This window comes from Bradyrhizobium sp. 137, assembly GCF_023074095.1.
In the GTDB taxonomy this organism is placed as follows: Bacteria; Pseudomonadota; Alphaproteobacteria; order Rhizobiales; family Xanthobacteraceae; genus Bradyrhizobium.
The window spans coordinates 50,629-65,210 of record NZ_JADPKU010000033.1; the positions used below are offsets into that span (position 1 = coordinate 50,629).

Here is a 14,582-nt window from a genome sequence, read left to right on the forward strand (position 1 = left end):
GCGGGCGGTGGAGCGCAAAGATGGTTTCGGCCGTCCGGATTATCCCTGTTTCGCTCCACTTTTTGCGGTGGGATCAGAATGAATCTGCCGTCCTCCCTGCGCCGTGCATAGAGCCGGCCGTCAATGTACTTGATATCAGTCGGATAGCAGTCAGCGCTGCTGCAGCAACTGAGGCTCGGATTGTCCGGCATGTGCCAGGTCGAATAGAATTTTTCGTGCAGCGCCTGGTCCTGGGGTGGATGCTGGCGATGAACGGCACCGTCTCTTGTCTCCTGCGCCTGGACCGTCGCAGCGGAGCCAAGGAGAACCATCGAGCACAAGAGCTTGCATGAGCGGTTCAACGCACGAGCTCCGCGATTAGAAGTCAGCTCTCCAGTTCAGCCCTCACGCGACCTGAGCCCGGAACAGCCACCGGCGGTCGCGTTCGCGGCGTGTGCGGAAGCGATCAACGCACTTCTTGGAGCAGAGCGCTGTGCGCCAGGAATAGTAGCGGATCAGGCCAAACTTGCCGCCACACACCGCACAGCCTTTGATTGAAGAGCAACGTTCGGACTCGGATAGGCGAGGCTCAGGAAGTTGCGACGTATTGCACATTGTTCTCTCCCTTGTTGCTTGGTTCCCGTCGACCTCACGCGGGTCGTGAATTGCTCCAACGCGGCTGGGTGTCGAGAAATGCAGCGGCCTCGTCCTTGGTCGTGCCTGTTAGTGAGAGGCCTCGGCCGTAGGCTTGAGACCCGATCTCGCCCGACCGATGCGATTGGCTGGTCGACACTCCCGATGGTCATGAGGCTAGTCCGCCAGGCATGAGGCGCTCAATTGTACGGAGGTAAATGGCCGCCATGACTAGGAATAGACGAGCTATACCTAGGTTTGTCCCGTACTCGCCCGGGGGCTCTCGCGCGGGCTCGCGTTCAACGAGACCACGCACGATGCGCGGGTTGCACGGCTACCGCGAAAAATCGGGCGCTGAGGTGACCAGGACGGCGAGCAGCCAATTCCAAGCCCAACGTCGTCACCGGCATCCGACTTTGGCCGGAATTGCTCCTCCGGCGGCAACGTGCTCTACTTGTGTTCACGCAGAGAGCGCCGGGAGCGTCTGCGATGAAGCCGGGCCGGGCAGCAACGTTCGGGAAGTCAGCCGCGCAATACCTCGCCGGCTGCCTCAGGCAAGTTGTCACCCCCAAGCCGCGCAGCGAGCCCAGCGACGCCGGTCTGCTGGAGGCGGTCAAGCAGTGGCAGCAAGTCTTCGAGCACAACCCGGTCATGTATTTCATGGTCGATCCGAGCGGAACCGTGATCAACGTGAACACGTTCGGCGCGGCGCAACTGGGCTATACGGCCGCGGAGTTGATCGGCCGATCAGTGCTGGATGTGTTCTTCGAGGAAGATCGCGACTTCGTACGCGCGTGTGTTGCGCTGTGCCTTGAGACCGTTGATCAGTCACACACCTGGGAAATCCGGAAGGTTCGCAAGGACGGCTCGGTGCTATGGGTGCGCGAGAATGCCAAGACCATGCTGCGGGGCAATGGCGGGCCGATCGTGCTGGTCGCCTGCGAGAACATCACCGAGCGCAAGGAAGCGGAGAATGCGCTGCGACAGAGCGAAGCTTACCTCGCCCAGGCACAGGAATTGAGCCACACCGGCAGTTTCGGCTGGAGGGCTGCAACCGGCGAGATCACATGGTCCAAGGAGACCTATCGCATCTTCCAATGCGACGAGGGGACCAAGCCAGAGATTCCCTTCATGCTCCAGCGCATCCATCCGGAGGACCGGCTCGCAGTGCAGCGGATCACGGGCCGGGCGGCGCGCGAGGGAAAAGATTACGATCACGAATACCGGCTGGTGATGCCCGGCGGTTCCATCAAGTACGTCCGAGCGGTCGCCCGCGCGACGCGAGATGCGAGCGGTCACGTGGAGTTCGTGGGGTCGGTGACTGACATCACGGCGACCAAGGAGGCAGAGCGCAGACTTCGTGACAGCGAGCAGCGCTTTCGCGACTATGCCGAAACCGCCTCCGACTGGTTCTGGGAGACGGGACCAGACCATCGCGTCACTCACATCTCGGAACATTCTGATACCGTCACCGCCCCCGCGGGCCTGATCGGGCTCACGCGTTGGGACATTGCTCCCGACGCCGATCTCGAGCCCGAAAAATGGCGACAACATCGGGCGGCGCTCGATGCCCACGTCCCGTTCCGCGATCTGGTTTACCGCAGCAAGGACCGCAACGGACAGCCGATCTATGTGCGGACGAGCGGCAAGCCGTTCTTCGACGCCAACGGCACCTTTCTGGGTTATCGGGGCGTCTGCACCGACGTGACCGCGGCCATCCGGGCCGATCACGCCGAAGAGGCGCTGCGCAAGGCGCAAGCCGAGCTCGCTCATGTGACTCGCGTCACGATGCTGGGCGAGCTGACCGCTTCAATTGCTCACGAAATCAACCAGCCCCTCGCCGCCGTGATCGCAAACGCCGACGCCTGCCTAGCTTGGCTGCAGCGCAGTCCGCCCGATCTCAAGGCGGCGCGCCGCTCCGTGGAGTGGATCATCGAGGACGGCAAGCGTGCCAGCGACGTCATCCGTCACGTTCGGGCGCTCGCCAAGCGTTCCGATATCGAGATGGCTCCGCTCGAAGTCAGCGTGGTCGTGCGCGAGGCTGTCGCGCTCGTTCAGCGCGAGATGGCGAGCCATGCCGTGTCGGTTCGAATGGAACTGTCGTCGGCACTGCCCAGGATCTTTGGCGATCGAATTCAATTGCAGCAGGTCCTCATCAACCTGATCAAGAACGGCATCGAGGCCATGGAAGGCATCGATGACCGCCCGCGCGAGCTGGCGATCCGTTCAGCGGCCGACGACGATGGCGCGGTGCTGGTGAGCGTCTCCGACTGCGGCGTCGGCATCTGCGAACAGGCAATGGACCGCCTGTTCATGCCGTTCTTTACCACGAAGTCCAGCGGCATGGGCATGGGCCTGTCGATCTGCCGCTCGATTATCGAGGCACACGGCGGACGACTTTCCGCCATACCGAACCAGGAGCGCGGAGCGACTTTTCAGATCACCCTGCCACTCCATCGAGAGGAAGCACCGTGAACGAGCGCGCGGGGCCTTCGCCCAAGGAGGACGGCGATCAGCCAATCGTCTTCATCGTCGACGACGACGCGTCCATGCGTCGTGCGCTTACCAATCTGTTCGAGTCGGTCGGCCTCAAGGTCGAAGCATTCGGCTCGGCGCCGCAACTCCTCCAGACCAAGCCGCCGGAAGTCCCCAGTTGCCTGGTGCTCGACATCCGCCTGCCCGGAACGAGCGGCCTTGAGCTGCAAACCGATCTTGCCAAGGCAAATATCCATACGCCGATCATCTTCATCACCGGTCATGGCGATATTCCCATGACTGTTCGGGCCATGAAGAGCGGCGCGATCGACTTCCTGACCAAGCCGGTTCGCGACCAGGAAATTCTCGACGCGGTCCAGGCCGCGATCGAGCGAGACCGCAAGCGCCGCGATCTTTACAAGACCGTCTCGGACGTCAGATCGCGCTTCGAGTCACTCACCTCGCGGGAGCGGGACGTCTTGTCACTGGTGACGTCGGGCCTGATGAACAAGCAAGTGGCCGCCCAGCTCGGTTTGGCGGAAATCACCGTCAAGATCTATCGCGGCCAAATCATGCGGAAAATGGGGGCGAAGTCGCTGGCCGACCTGGTGAGGATGAGCGAGGCGCTCGGGATTCGACCCAGCAAGCCCGACGTACAAACCTAAGTATGAGTTTCCAACGATGACCGGCGGGTCCACCTTGCGGGTTTATGTGAGGCCGTAGCGACGGCAAGCGTAATTCCGGGCGAGGAGCGGACGTCTTGTCAGTGGCTTCGGTCATTTCTGTGCTTGACGATGATCCCTACGTGCGGGCCGCGATCAACAATCTCTTGGAATCCCGCGGATACATCGTCCACACATTCGCCTCCGCCGAGGAGTTTTTGAGGTCGACCGATTCGACCGACACCTCCTGCGTGATCGCGGACGTGCAGATGCCGTCGGTCACTGGAATCGATCTGCTGACGCAGATGCGCGCGCAGGGGTCGTCAACGCCGTTCATCTTCATCACCGCTTTCCCGGAGGAGAGCGTGCGTGTGCGTGCGCTTAAAGCCGGGGCAAGTTGTTTCCTCGGTAAACCGTTTGCCGCCTCGGATCTGATGAAATGCCTGGAGGTGGCGCTGCAGCAGGTGACGAAACCATGAAGTGATTGTCCGGCGATCAGCGAATGCGACGCTGACACCAGCGCAGCCCACCTCAATCCACCTTGATATTCGCCGCCTTGATGATCGGCCACCATTTAGCGATCTCCGCCTTCTGGCGGTTGCCGAGCGCTTCTGGCGTGAGCTGATCCTTGGGCGTCATCTCCAGGCCCTGGCTTTCGAGCTGCTTCTTCACTCCAGGATCGTTCAGCGCTTCCACGGCCGCCGCGTTGAGCTTGGTCACGACCTCCTTCGGCGTGCCCTTCGGCACCCACATGCCTGACCACAGCGTCATCTTGAAACCCTTCAGGCCCGCCTCCTCCGCGGTCGGAATCTCCGGCGCCGACGGCAGGCGCTTGTCGTCGGTGATGGCGTAGGCGCGGATGGTGCCGGCGCGGACCTGGTTGATGGAATTGGAGGTCTGGTCGACGATGAGATCGATCTGGCCGGCGATGAGATCGTTGAGGGCGGGCGCTGTGCCGCGATACGGCACGTATTGCAGCTTGATGCCGGAGACGCTCTCGAAATAGACGCCGGCGATGTGGCTGCCGGAGCCTGCGCCGGCCGTGCCTGCCGTGGGCGGCGATGGCCGCGACTTCAGCCATTCAATGAGCTCCTTCAGCGAGGTCACCGGCACCGCGTTCTTGCTGACCACGATCATCGGATTGCTCGGCAACAGCACCACCGGCTCGAGGTCGGCGACAAGGTCGTATTTGAGCTTGTAGACGGCACCGTTTGCGACGTGGGTACCGAGATGGCCGAACGAGATGGTGTAGCCGTCCGGCGGTGATTGCACGGCGCGACCGACGCCGATCGAGCCGCCCGCACCGGTGACGTTCTCGATCACCACGGGCTGGCCAAGCGATACGCGCATGCGCTCCGCAAGCACCCGCGCCATTGCATCCGACGGCCCGCCGGCCGCGAATGGCACGATGATGGTGATGGGACGCGTGGGATAGTCGTCAGCGCGCGCGGCGCCTGCAACAGCGAGAATGGCAATCAGCGCAGCCCAAGCGGCCTTCATAGTCCTCTCCCCAGCGATGTCTTTGTTATTGTGACCCTCTGCCCGCGTACGGGAAGAGGGATCGTTCGTGGCGTATTGCCGCGCTAGAACTGCGTGTAATCGATCGGCTTGTGGCGATCGAGCGTCCGGGTGACCGGCGGCAATGGATATTTCAGTCCGGTCGCGCAGTTGAACAGCATGACGCGGTCGGTCTTGCTGACACGGCCATCGGCAAGGCTCTGCTTGTAGGCAGCGTAGGTGGCGGCGCCCTCGGGACACAACAGCAGTCCCTCCTCGCGCGCAACCTCGCTCAGCGCCGACGAGATCTTGTCGTCGTCGACCGCGATGGCAAAACCCTTGCTCTGCCGCACCGCGCGCAGGATCAGGAAATCGCCGATCGCCTGCGGCACGCGAATGCCCGAGGCGATGGTGTGGGCATCCTCCCAGCGCGTCGCATGCTCGGCGCCGGCGTCATAGGCCCGCACCATCGGCGCGCAGCCCGAGGCCTGCACCGCGACCATGCGCGGACGCTTGGACCCGATGAAGCCGATCTTCTCGAGCTCGTCGAACGCCTTCCACATGCCGATCAGGCCGGTGCCACCGCCGGTCGGATAGAAGATCACGTCGGGCACGTCCCAGCCGAGCTGCTCGGCAAGCTCGAGGCCCATCGTCTTCTTGCCCTCGATGCGGTACGGCTCCTTCAGCGTCGACGTGTCGAACCAGCCGACTTTTGCTTTCCCCTCGCCGACGATCTTGCCGCAATCGTCGATATAGCCGTTGACGCGATAGACGGTCGCGCCCTGGAGCTCGATCTCGCTGACATTCACCTCGGGCGTATCGGCCGGGCAGAAGATCGTTGTCTTGATGCCGCAGGAGGTCGCATAGGCCGCCAGCGCGGCGCCGGCGTTACCATTGGTCGGCATCGCCATGTGCTTGATGCCCAGCGCCTTGCCCATCGACACCGCCATCACGAGGCCGCGCGCCTTGAACGAGCCGGTCGGCAGGCGCCCTTCGTCCTTCACGATGATCTCGCCACCGCCGAGTTTGGCGCCGAGCTTCGGCAGCCGGATCAGCGGCGTCGTGACCTCGCCGAGTGAGACGATGTCCTTGCATTTGCGCACCGGCAGCAGCTCGCGGTAGCGCCACATGTCGGCGGGACGCTGGGCCAGGGCGTCCTTGGTCAGCGCCTTCTTCACCCCAGTGAGATCGTAGCGGACCAGCAGCGGCTTGCCGGCCTTGGAGAGATTGTGGACCTGGTCGGGGGCGTAATGATCGCCTTCCATCGCGCATTCGAGATGCGTGACGAAGGTCGGACGTTCGATGGTGAGGTTGTCGTTGTCGTGCATGGGGTGGTTTCCTTCTTATTCTGGAGAACAGCTCTTTGGTCGTCATGGCGAGCGTTCAAATATTCAGCACCCGTCCATAAGCATCCAGCACGGCTTCCTTCATCATCTCCGACAGCGTCGGATGCGGGAACACTGTGTGCATCAGCTCTTCTTCCGTGGTCTCCAGGTTCATGGCGACGACGTAGCCCTGGATCAGCTCGGTGACTTCAGCGCCGACCATATGAGCGCCGAGAAGCTGTCCGGTCTTCTTGTCGAAGATCACCTTGACGAGGCCCTGGTCCTCGCCGAGCGCGATCGCCTTGCCGTTGCCGACAAAGGGGAAGCGGCCGACGCGGATCTCGCGGCCGCTCTCCTTGGCCTTGGCCTCAGTCAACCCGACCGATGCCACCTGCGGATGGCAATAGGTGCAGCCCGGGATCATGTTCTTGTCCATGGGATGCGGATTGAGACCCTTGATTGCCTCAACGCAGATCACGCCCTCATGCTCGGCCTTGTGCGCGAGCATCGGGGGACCTGCGACGTCGCCGATGGCGTAAATGCCAGGAACGTTGGTCCTGCCGTGGCCGTCCACCACGATGATGCCGCGATCGGTCTTCACCCCAAGCTTTTCGAGGCCGAGATTCTCGACGTTGCCGACCACGCCGACAGCGGAGATCACCCGTTCGAACTCGGTCGCCACAGGCTTGCCCTTGCCGTCGTCGATGGTGGCGACGACGCTATCGGCCTTCTTCTCGAGCTTGGTGACCTTGGTCGAGGACATGATCTTGATGCCCTGCTTCTCCAGGCGCTTGCGCGCCAGGCTCGCGATCTCGGCGTCCTCGACGGGGAGGATCTGGGGTAGCACCTCGACCACCGTGACGTCGGAGCCCATGGTGTGGAAGAACGAGGCGAACTCGATGCCGATCGCGCCGGAGCCGACCACCAGCAGCGACTTCGGCATCCGTTCCGGCACCATCGCCTCGAAATAGGTCCAGACCAGCTTCTTGTCCGGCTCCAGCCCGGGCAGCACGCGCGGCCGCGCGCCGGTCGCAACGATGATGTGCTTGGCCTGGTAGCTCCCCTCGCCCAACGTGCCCTTCGGGCCCTCGACGTCCGATTTACTCACAGTGACCTTGCCGGTCGCGTCGATCGACGCCGCGCCCCAGATCACGCTGACCTTGTTCTTCTTCATCAGGAAGCCGACGCCGTCGTTGAGTCGTTTCGAGACGCCGCGCGAGCGCTGCACCACAGCCTTCGGGTCGAAAGACACTTTCTCTGCCGACAGGCCGTAATCCTTGGCGTGCTGCATGTAGTGGTAGATCTCGGCCGAACGCAGCAGCGCCTTGGTCGGAATACAGCCCCAGTTCAGGCAGATGCCGCCCAGATACGCTTTTTCGACGATCGCCGTCTTGAAGCCGAGCTGTGCGGCGCGGATCGCGGTGACATAGCCGCCGGGACCGGAGCCGATGATGATGACGTCGAAGGATGTATCGGCCATGGCGCTCCCGTTCAATTCAAGAGGCGCCGCGAGCGCGGCGCTTGAAGACAACAAACCTGACTAGCCATTCGATGATCCCGACCAGGACCAGAATAGCCAGCGCGCTCAACACAATGGGTTGAGCGATGTTCCGCGATAATTGCTCTGCCGACAGGAAGGCGGACTGAAGAAAATCGAGCCCGATCGGATTGAGCGCGACGATCCCCCCAAGCAGCAGCGATATCCATGGCCAGCGGGTACGGACATGCAACGTTGCCCCCTCTGCCGCCGCGTCAGACCATCATCATGACGGGATTTTCGATCAGCTGCTTGAACGCGCCGATCAGCTCGGCGCCGAGCGCGCCGTCAATGGCGCGGTGATCGCAGGACAAGGTCACGCTCATCATGTTTGCGATCTCGATCTTGCCACCGCGCACGACGGGACGCTCTTCGCTGGTGCCGACCGCGAGGATGGTCGCGTGCGGCGGATTGATCACCGCGGTGAAGTGACTGATGCCGTACATGCCGAGGTTGGAGACGGCCGTGGTGCCGCCCTGGTATTCCTCGGGTTTCAGCTTGCGCGAGCGGGCGCGCGCGGCAAAGTCCTTCATCTCGTTGGAGATGGTCGAGAGCGTCTTGGTCTCGGCCTTGCGGATGATAGGCGTGATCAGGCCGCCTGGCATCGCGACGGCAACGCCGACGTCGGAATGGTGGTGCTTGACCATGCCGCTTTCGGTCCAGCTGACGTTGCAGTTCGGGATCTTCTGGAGTGCGACCGCCATCGCCTTGATGACGAAGTCGTTGACCGAGATCTTGTAGAGCGGCTTCTTCTCCTTGTCCTTGGGAGCAGCCGCATTGATCTCCTCGCGCGCGGCCAGCAGCTTGCCGATGTCGCAATCGATGGTGAGATAGAAGTGCGGGACGTTCTGGATCGATGCGGTCAGGCGCTGCGCGATGGTCCGGCGCATGCCATCATGCGGGACGATGTCGTAGGAGCCCGGCTCGAACAGCGACAGGATCTGCTTGTCAGACATGGTCGGCGCGATCGAGGGCGCCCCAGACGGTGCTGCGGCGGGAGCCTTGAGGCCCTTGCCGGACTTGGCCTGCTCGACGTCACGCGCGACCACGCGGCCGTGCGGGCCAGTGCCCGTGATCATCGCAACATCGATGCCGGCTTCCTTCGCGATACGGCGCGCGAGCGGCGATGAGAACACGCGGCCGCCATGGCCGTTGCCCTGCGCGGCGGGAGCTGCAGCCGGCGGAGCCGGTGCGGCGGCAGCCGGCGTCGCCTTGGGTGCGGCCGGCGCAGGTGCCGGTGCCGGCGCGGCAGCAGGTGCCTCAGCGGTCTTGGGCGGTGCAGCCGAGGCGGTCGGCTTCGCGGCGCCCGCGGCTTTCACGTCCTCGCCCTCGCCGGCCAGCACCGCGATCACGTCGTTGACCGGAACGTCCTGGGTGCCCTCGGGCACCAGGATCTTGGCGATCGTGCCTTCGTCGATCGCCTCGACCTCCATGGTCGCCTTGTCGGTCTCGATCTCGGCGATGACGTCGCCGGATTTGACCTTGTCGCCCTCCTTCTTCAGCCACTTGGCGAGGTTGCCCTTCTCCATCGTCGGCGAAAGAGCGGGCATCAGGATGTTGATGGGCATGCTGACCTCACGAAGAACTTCTCAAAACGTCGTCCCCTGAAGCGAAGACGAACAGACCAGGTTTAGTTGCCGATGTCGCCCTGCCACAGACGCTCATTGGCGGGATTGGAACGCCAATTCTTCATCATGGTGATGGAGCGGTCGTCGGCAAGGTCGATCCAGGGGATGCCGAACTTGTCGAGGATGTCCTTGGATCCCTCGAAGGTGACAGATTCCCCGATCACCACCAGCTTGACCTTGAACAGCGCCAGCGCGCCGGCGCACATCGAGCATGGCGACAGGGTGGTGTACATGACGGTGTCATGAAACGTGATCGCGCCGGCTTCGCGCAGGCAGCTCATCTCGCCGTGCAGGATCACGTTGTTCTCCTGCACGCGCTTGTTGTGACCGCGGGCGATGATCTTGTTGTCGCGCGTCAGCACCGCACCGATCGGCAGGCCGCCCTGCGCGATCGAGGTTTCCGCCTCGCGGATCGCCTCCAGCATAAAATCGTAGTGATAGGATTCGATGGCCACGTCAGTGCCCCTTGCCGCGTGGCGTCGTGCTGCCGGTGTCGGTCGGACGCTCGATCTCGGCCTGGAACATCTCCAGAATCCGGTTCAAGGCATCCTCCTCGGTGTATTCGCTCTCGCGCGCATAGGCGCGCGCGGCATGGCGCGCGAGATCGACGAGCAGCAGGCCCCACATGTCGGGCTCCTCGAAGGCGCGCTGGAACGCCATCGACAGCCCACCGTCCAGCACGAACACACGCAGGATCTCGACCGCGTCCTCGCGGGTCATGACGTCGGGCGGCAGTGGCTGCTCCTTGGGGCCCGCCATGGTCTACCTGTAGCAGACGGCTTTGGCGGCCTCGACGACTTCCGCTGCCGAGGGCAGCGCGAGCTTCTCCAGGTTCGCGGCATAGGGCATCGGCACGTCCTTGCCGGAGACCCGCGTAACCGGCGCGTCCAGATAGTCGAAGGCGTTCTCCATGATGCGCGCGGCGATCTCGGCGCCGACCCCGCTCTGAGCCCAGCCCTCCTCCACCGTCACCGCACGACCGGTCTTCTTGACCGAGTTGATGATGGTCTCGGTGTCCATCGGGCGCAGCGTGCGTAGGTCGATCACCTCGGCCTCGATGCCATCCTTGGCGAGCTCGTCGGCGGCCTTGAGCGCATAGGTCATGCCGTTCGACCACGAGATGATGGTGACGTGGCCGCCGGAGCGCACGATGCGCGCCTTGCCGATCGGAATCACGAAATCGTCGAGCTTGGGTACTTGGCCGGTGTGACCGTAGAGCACCTCGTTCTCGAGGAAGATCACCGGGTTGGGATCGCGGATGGCGGCCTTAAGCAGCCCCTTGGCATCGGCCGCCGAATACGGCGCGACCACCTTGAGGCCGGGAATGTGCGAATACCAGGCCGAGTAATCCTGACTGTGCTGGGCTGCGACCCGCGCAGCGGCACCATTGGGCCCGCGGAATACGATCGAGCAGCCCATCTGGCCGCCGGACATGTACAGCGTCTTGGCCGCGGAGTTGATGATCTGATCGATCGCCTGCATGGCGAAGTTGAAGGTCATGAACTCCACGATCGGCTTGAGGCCCGTCATCGCGGCACCGACGCCGACACCGGCAAAGCCGTGCTCGGTGATCGGCGTGTCGATCACGCGCTTGGCGCCGAACTCCTGAAGCAACCCTTGCGTGACTTTGTAGGCACCCTGATATTCGGCCACCTCTTCGCCCATCACGAAGACATCGCCGTCGCGGCGCATCTCTTCGGCCATGGCATCGCGCAAGGCTTCGCGGATGGTCTGCGTCACCATCTCGGTGCCGGCGGGTACCTCCGGATCGGGCTCGGCCACGGGCTGCGGCGCGGACGGCGCCGCCTTGGGCTGGGGGGCCTCGGACTTGGCGGCGGCGGGCGGCGCGGACTCCGCAGCCTTCTCCTGCTTGGCCGGCGCTGGGGCCTTCGCGAGATCGGCGGCGCTCTCGCCATCGGCGAGGATGGTCGCGATCGGCGTATTGACGGCAACGTCGGCGGTGCCCTCGGGAATGAGGATCCTGCCGAGCGTGCCCTCATCGGTTGCCTCGACTTCCATCGTCGCCTTGTCGGTCTCGATCTCGGCGATGACGTCGCCGGACTTGATCGTCTCGCCCTCTTTCTTCAGCCATTTGGCGAGGTTGCCCTTCTCCATCGTGGGCGACAACGCGGGCATCAGCACTTGAATTGGCATATCGACTCCAAAAGAAAGCTTGCGCGCGTTCAGCGGTAAACGTCGGTCCAGAGCTCGGCGGCATCCGGCTCGGGATCATGTTGGGCGAAATCGGCGGACGCGTTGACGACGTCGCGCACCTCGGCGTCGATCGCCTTCAGATCCTGCTCGCTGACCTTGGCCGCCAAGAGGCGGTTACGTACCTGCTCGATCGGGTCCTGGTCGTGGCGGATCTTCTCGACCTCCTCGCGCGTGCGATATTTTGCAGGGTCGGACATCGAGTGGCCGCGATAGCGGTAGGTCTGCATCTCGAGAATGTAGGGGCCTTTGCCGGCACGGCACCAGGCCGCCGCCTCCTCGCCCGCAGCCTTCACGGCGCGGACGTCCATGCCGTCGACCTGCTTGCCGGGAATGTTGAAGGAGGCGCCGCGCTTGGAGAAGTCCTGCTGCGCCGAGGCGCGCGAGACCGAGGTCCCCATAGCGTAGCGGTTGTTCTCGATGACGTAGATCACCGGCAGCTTCCAGAGCTCCGCCATGTTGAAGCTCTCATAGACCTGACCCTGGTTGGCCGCGCCGTCACCGAAATAGGTGACGCTGACATTGTCGTTGCCGCGATAGTGATTGGCGAAGGCGAGACCCGTGCCGAGCGAGACCTGCGCGCCGACGATGCCGTGGCCGCCGTAAAAGTGCTTCTCCTTGCTGAACATGTGCATGGAGCCGCCCTTGCCCTTGGAATAGCCGCCGCGGCGGCCCGTGAGCTCGGCCATCACGCCGTTGGCGTCCATGCCGGTGGCGAGCATGTGGCCGTGATCGCGATAGCCGGTGATGACCTGATCGCCCTCTTTCAGGGCCATCTGCATGCCGACCACCACGGCCTCCTGGCCGATATAGAGGTGGCAGAAACCGCCGATCGCGCCCATGCCGTAGAGCTGGCCAGCCTTTTCCTCGAAGCGCCGGATCAGGAGCATGTCGCGGAGCGCCTTGAGCTCCTGCTCCCTGGTGAATTCCGGGGGCGGACCGCCGTCGGCCTTGTCCTGTGGAGTGCTTGCGGCGGCTTTCTTGGGTGCGGCCATGGGAATTCCGGGTCAGAGAAAACTTTCGCCCTCTCTAACCCAAGTCAAACACCGTTGGAAAGCACCGCGGCGGCATGGCACGACTTTCATTATGCCGCACTGCAACGTGATCGTAATATTGGAAAATCTTTGGCGCCGATCGGGCAACAATTCGATGCAAGGCTGCCGCACGCGCAGATTCGTGACCGCGTCAAGAAATGGGGAGGACGGGCGATGCCGAAATGACGCCGCCCTCTCCGTCCGCCCAATCAGAAGAAGCCGACCCTCTTCGGGAGCTTCTTGGTCTGCGGGTCGTGATCGAGCATCATCTTTTGGGACTCACGCCCGACGCCCCGACCGTTTCGACCAAGACACCATGGCCGATCATGTCACGACCGCTCGGCAGCGAGAACGCTATTTCGCCGGGATCATCCGAACGAGATCATGCGGATTGACATAGTCGAGTTGGTAGCGCGCCCGCTCGTCCAGCATGTCAGGATCAATCCTCGACGTGCGCAGCAAAGAGACGCGCTGCTCGCTCCGGGCGCGCTCGCGCTTGAGCTGCGCCAGTTCGCTGGTCAGGGCGATGATCTCCTGATCGAGCTCCTGGCGGGCATTGAGGCCGTATTTGCCGGTGTAGGCGTTGACGCCGAAATAGCCGACGATGGCCGCCGCCATCGCATACAGGGCAAGGCCGGTCAGGATCGATTTCAGGCGCGCGCGGGAGACCATCTTGGGAAGATGGGACAGGTTGGTTAAGGGAGTGCTAATCGGCCCTAGCTGACGAGGATCTGACCTTCATGGTGAGGAGGCTGCATAGCGGCCGTCTCGAATCATGAAGGCCCCGCTGTCCCCGCGGCCATCCTTCGAGACGGCGCTGACGCGCCTCCTCAAGATCAGGACCTGGCGTCTAGCCGCCGGCGACTTGGATTAGCCGTGATGCTTCGCCACGTGCGCCGCGAAGGCGTCGAGATAGGCCTGCAGCACCGGCTTCAGCGACTCCTTGGTCAGATTGCCCTCGGCATCGAAGGCGTCGCCCACGGCGTTCAGATAGGCCTCCGGCTGCTGCATGATCGGGCCGCTGATACCAGGCAGGATGGTCTGCAAATGCTTGGCAGCGCTGACCCCGCCGAGCGGCCCCGGCGAATTCGAGATGATGCCGACCGGCTTGCCGTTGAACGAACTCTTGCCATAGGGCCGCGAGGCGACGTCGATGGCATTCTTCAGCGCGCCCGGGATCGAGCGGTTGTATTCGGGCGTGACGAAGATGACGCCGTCAGATTTCTGAAGCTTCTCGCGGAAGGCCAGCCAGTCGGCGGGCGGCGCGCCCTCGAGGTCCTGGTTGAAGAAGGAAATGCCCGCCGGCGTGACGACCTCGAGCTTGAGCGAGCTAGGTGCGAGCTTGGCGAGGGCATTGGCGATCTTGAGCGAAAAGCTGTCCTTGCGCAGGCTGCCGGCGATCGTGACAATGTTGTAGGCCATGGTGTGTCCTTGGGATCTTGAGCGGGAGTGCCGGGAAGGCACTTAAGCCATCCGGACCGATGGATGCAAGTGCATGAACTGGCTCGATTTGGAAACGCTGTGTTTCGTGAAAGTGCCCTCGGCTCTTCTGGGGAAATCGCGTCCTTTGACCTGTTGGCCAAAACAGTCAGGCCGCCAAG

Annotated in this window: 15 protein-coding genes; 4 read left to right on the forward strand and 11 right to left on the reverse strand. The window is 63.2% G+C overall.

Annotated elements, in window-relative coordinates; translation table 11 throughout:
- The first annotated feature begins 1,101 nt into the window (after window positions 1-1,101).
- From IVA78_RS06245 to IVA78_RS06255, 3 genes are all read left to right on the forward strand, one after another.
- Window positions 1,102-3,087, forward strand: coding sequence for a PAS domain S-box protein (locus IVA78_RS06245; RefSeq protein WP_247275995.1), 1,986 nt, complete (start codon window positions 1,102-1,104; stop codon window positions 3,085-3,087).
- Window positions 3,084-3,752 carry a response regulator transcription factor gene (locus tag IVA78_RS06250; protein ID WP_247275994.1) on the forward strand — a complete coding sequence of 223 codons (669 nt, stop codon included), beginning with the start codon at window positions 3,084-3,086 and terminating at the stop codon, window positions 3,750-3,752. Before IVA78_RS06245 ends, IVA78_RS06250 begins: the two co-directional genes overlap by 4 nt.
- 95 nt (window positions 3,753-3,847) lie before the next feature.
- A complete protein-coding gene (locus tag IVA78_RS06255; protein ID WP_247275993.1) occupies window positions 3,848-4,228 on the forward strand; it encodes a response regulator in 381 nt (126 codons plus the stop codon).
- A 52-nt stretch (window positions 4,229-4,280) separates the two neighbouring features.
- Here the strand turns inward: IVA78_RS06255 and IVA78_RS06260 are convergent, their stop codons facing one another.
- The 9 genes from IVA78_RS06260 to pdhA form a co-directional block, all read right to left on the reverse strand.
- Window positions 4,281-5,249, reverse strand: coding sequence for a tripartite tricarboxylate transporter substrate binding protein BugD (locus tag IVA78_RS06260; RefSeq protein ID WP_247275992.1), 969 nt, complete (start codon window positions 5,247-5,249; stop codon window positions 4,281-4,283).
- 83 nt (window positions 5,250-5,332) lie between these two features.
- Window positions 5,333-6,574 carry a threonine synthase gene (locus IVA78_RS06265; protein ID WP_247418374.1) on the reverse strand — a complete coding sequence of 414 codons (1,242 nt, stop codon included), beginning with the start codon at window positions 6,572-6,574 and terminating at the stop codon, window positions 5,333-5,335.
- Window positions 6,575-6,629: 55 nt separating this feature from the next.
- Entirely contained in the window at window positions 6,630-8,051 is a 1,422-nt protein-coding gene (gene lpdA, locus IVA78_RS06270) for a dihydrolipoyl dehydrogenase (protein ID WP_247275990.1), read from the reverse strand.
- A 16-nt stretch (window positions 8,052-8,067) separates the two neighbouring features.
- A complete protein-coding gene (locus IVA78_RS06275) occupies window positions 8,068-8,301 on the reverse strand; it encodes a hypothetical protein (RefSeq protein ID WP_247275989.1) in 234 nt (77 codons plus the stop codon).
- 22 nt (window positions 8,302-8,323) lie between these two features.
- Window positions 8,324-9,676: a pyruvate dehydrogenase complex dihydrolipoamide acetyltransferase gene (locus tag IVA78_RS06280; protein ID WP_247275988.1), complete on the reverse strand. Its 1,353-nt coding sequence runs from the start codon at window positions 9,674-9,676 to the stop codon at window positions 8,324-8,326.
- Window positions 9,677-9,738: 62 nt separating this feature from the next.
- On the reverse strand, window positions 9,739-10,191 hold the full coding sequence (locus tag IVA78_RS06285) for a nucleoside deaminase (RefSeq protein WP_247275987.1): 453 nt from the start codon (window positions 10,189-10,191) through the stop codon (window positions 9,739-9,741).
- 1 nt (window position 10,192) lies between these two features.
- Window positions 10,193-10,495: a DUF5076 domain-containing protein gene (locus IVA78_RS06290; RefSeq protein ID WP_247275986.1), complete on the reverse strand. Its 303-nt coding sequence runs from the start codon at window positions 10,493-10,495 to the stop codon at window positions 10,193-10,195.
- Window positions 10,496-10,498: 3 nt separating this feature from the next.
- The gene (locus IVA78_RS06295; protein ID WP_247275985.1) at window positions 10,499-11,890 is read right to left on the reverse strand and encodes a pyruvate dehydrogenase complex E1 component subunit beta; all 1,392 of its coding nucleotides are present in this window, start codon (window positions 11,888-11,890) and stop codon (window positions 10,499-10,501) included.
- Window positions 11,891-11,919: 29 nt separating this feature from the next.
- A complete protein-coding gene (gene pdhA, locus IVA78_RS06300; protein ID WP_247275984.1) occupies window positions 11,920-12,942 on the reverse strand; it encodes a pyruvate dehydrogenase (acetyl-transferring) E1 component subunit alpha in 1,023 nt (340 codons plus the stop codon).
- Between the two features lie 54 nt (window positions 12,943-12,996).
- On the opposite strand from pdhA, the gene IVA78_RS06305 reads away from it, so the two are divergent.
- Window positions 12,997-13,167 (forward strand): hypothetical protein, encoded by a 171-nt coding sequence (locus IVA78_RS06305; RefSeq protein WP_247275983.1) that lies wholly within the window; start codon window positions 12,997-12,999, stop codon window positions 13,165-13,167.
- 168 nt (window positions 13,168-13,335) lie between these two features.
- Here IVA78_RS06305 and IVA78_RS06310 read toward each other — a convergent pair whose 3' ends face one another.
- Both IVA78_RS06310 and IVA78_RS06315 read right to left on the reverse strand, forming a co-directional pair.
- Entirely contained in the window at window positions 13,336-13,653 is a 318-nt protein-coding gene (locus IVA78_RS06310) for a septum formation initiator family protein (protein ID WP_008567889.1), read from the reverse strand.
- 198 nt (window positions 13,654-13,851) lie between these two features.
- Window positions 13,852-14,403: an NAD(P)H-dependent oxidoreductase gene (locus IVA78_RS06315; RefSeq protein ID WP_247275982.1), complete on the reverse strand. Its 552-nt coding sequence runs from the start codon at window positions 14,401-14,403 to the stop codon at window positions 13,852-13,854.
- Window positions 14,404-14,582 lie beyond the last annotated feature (179 nt).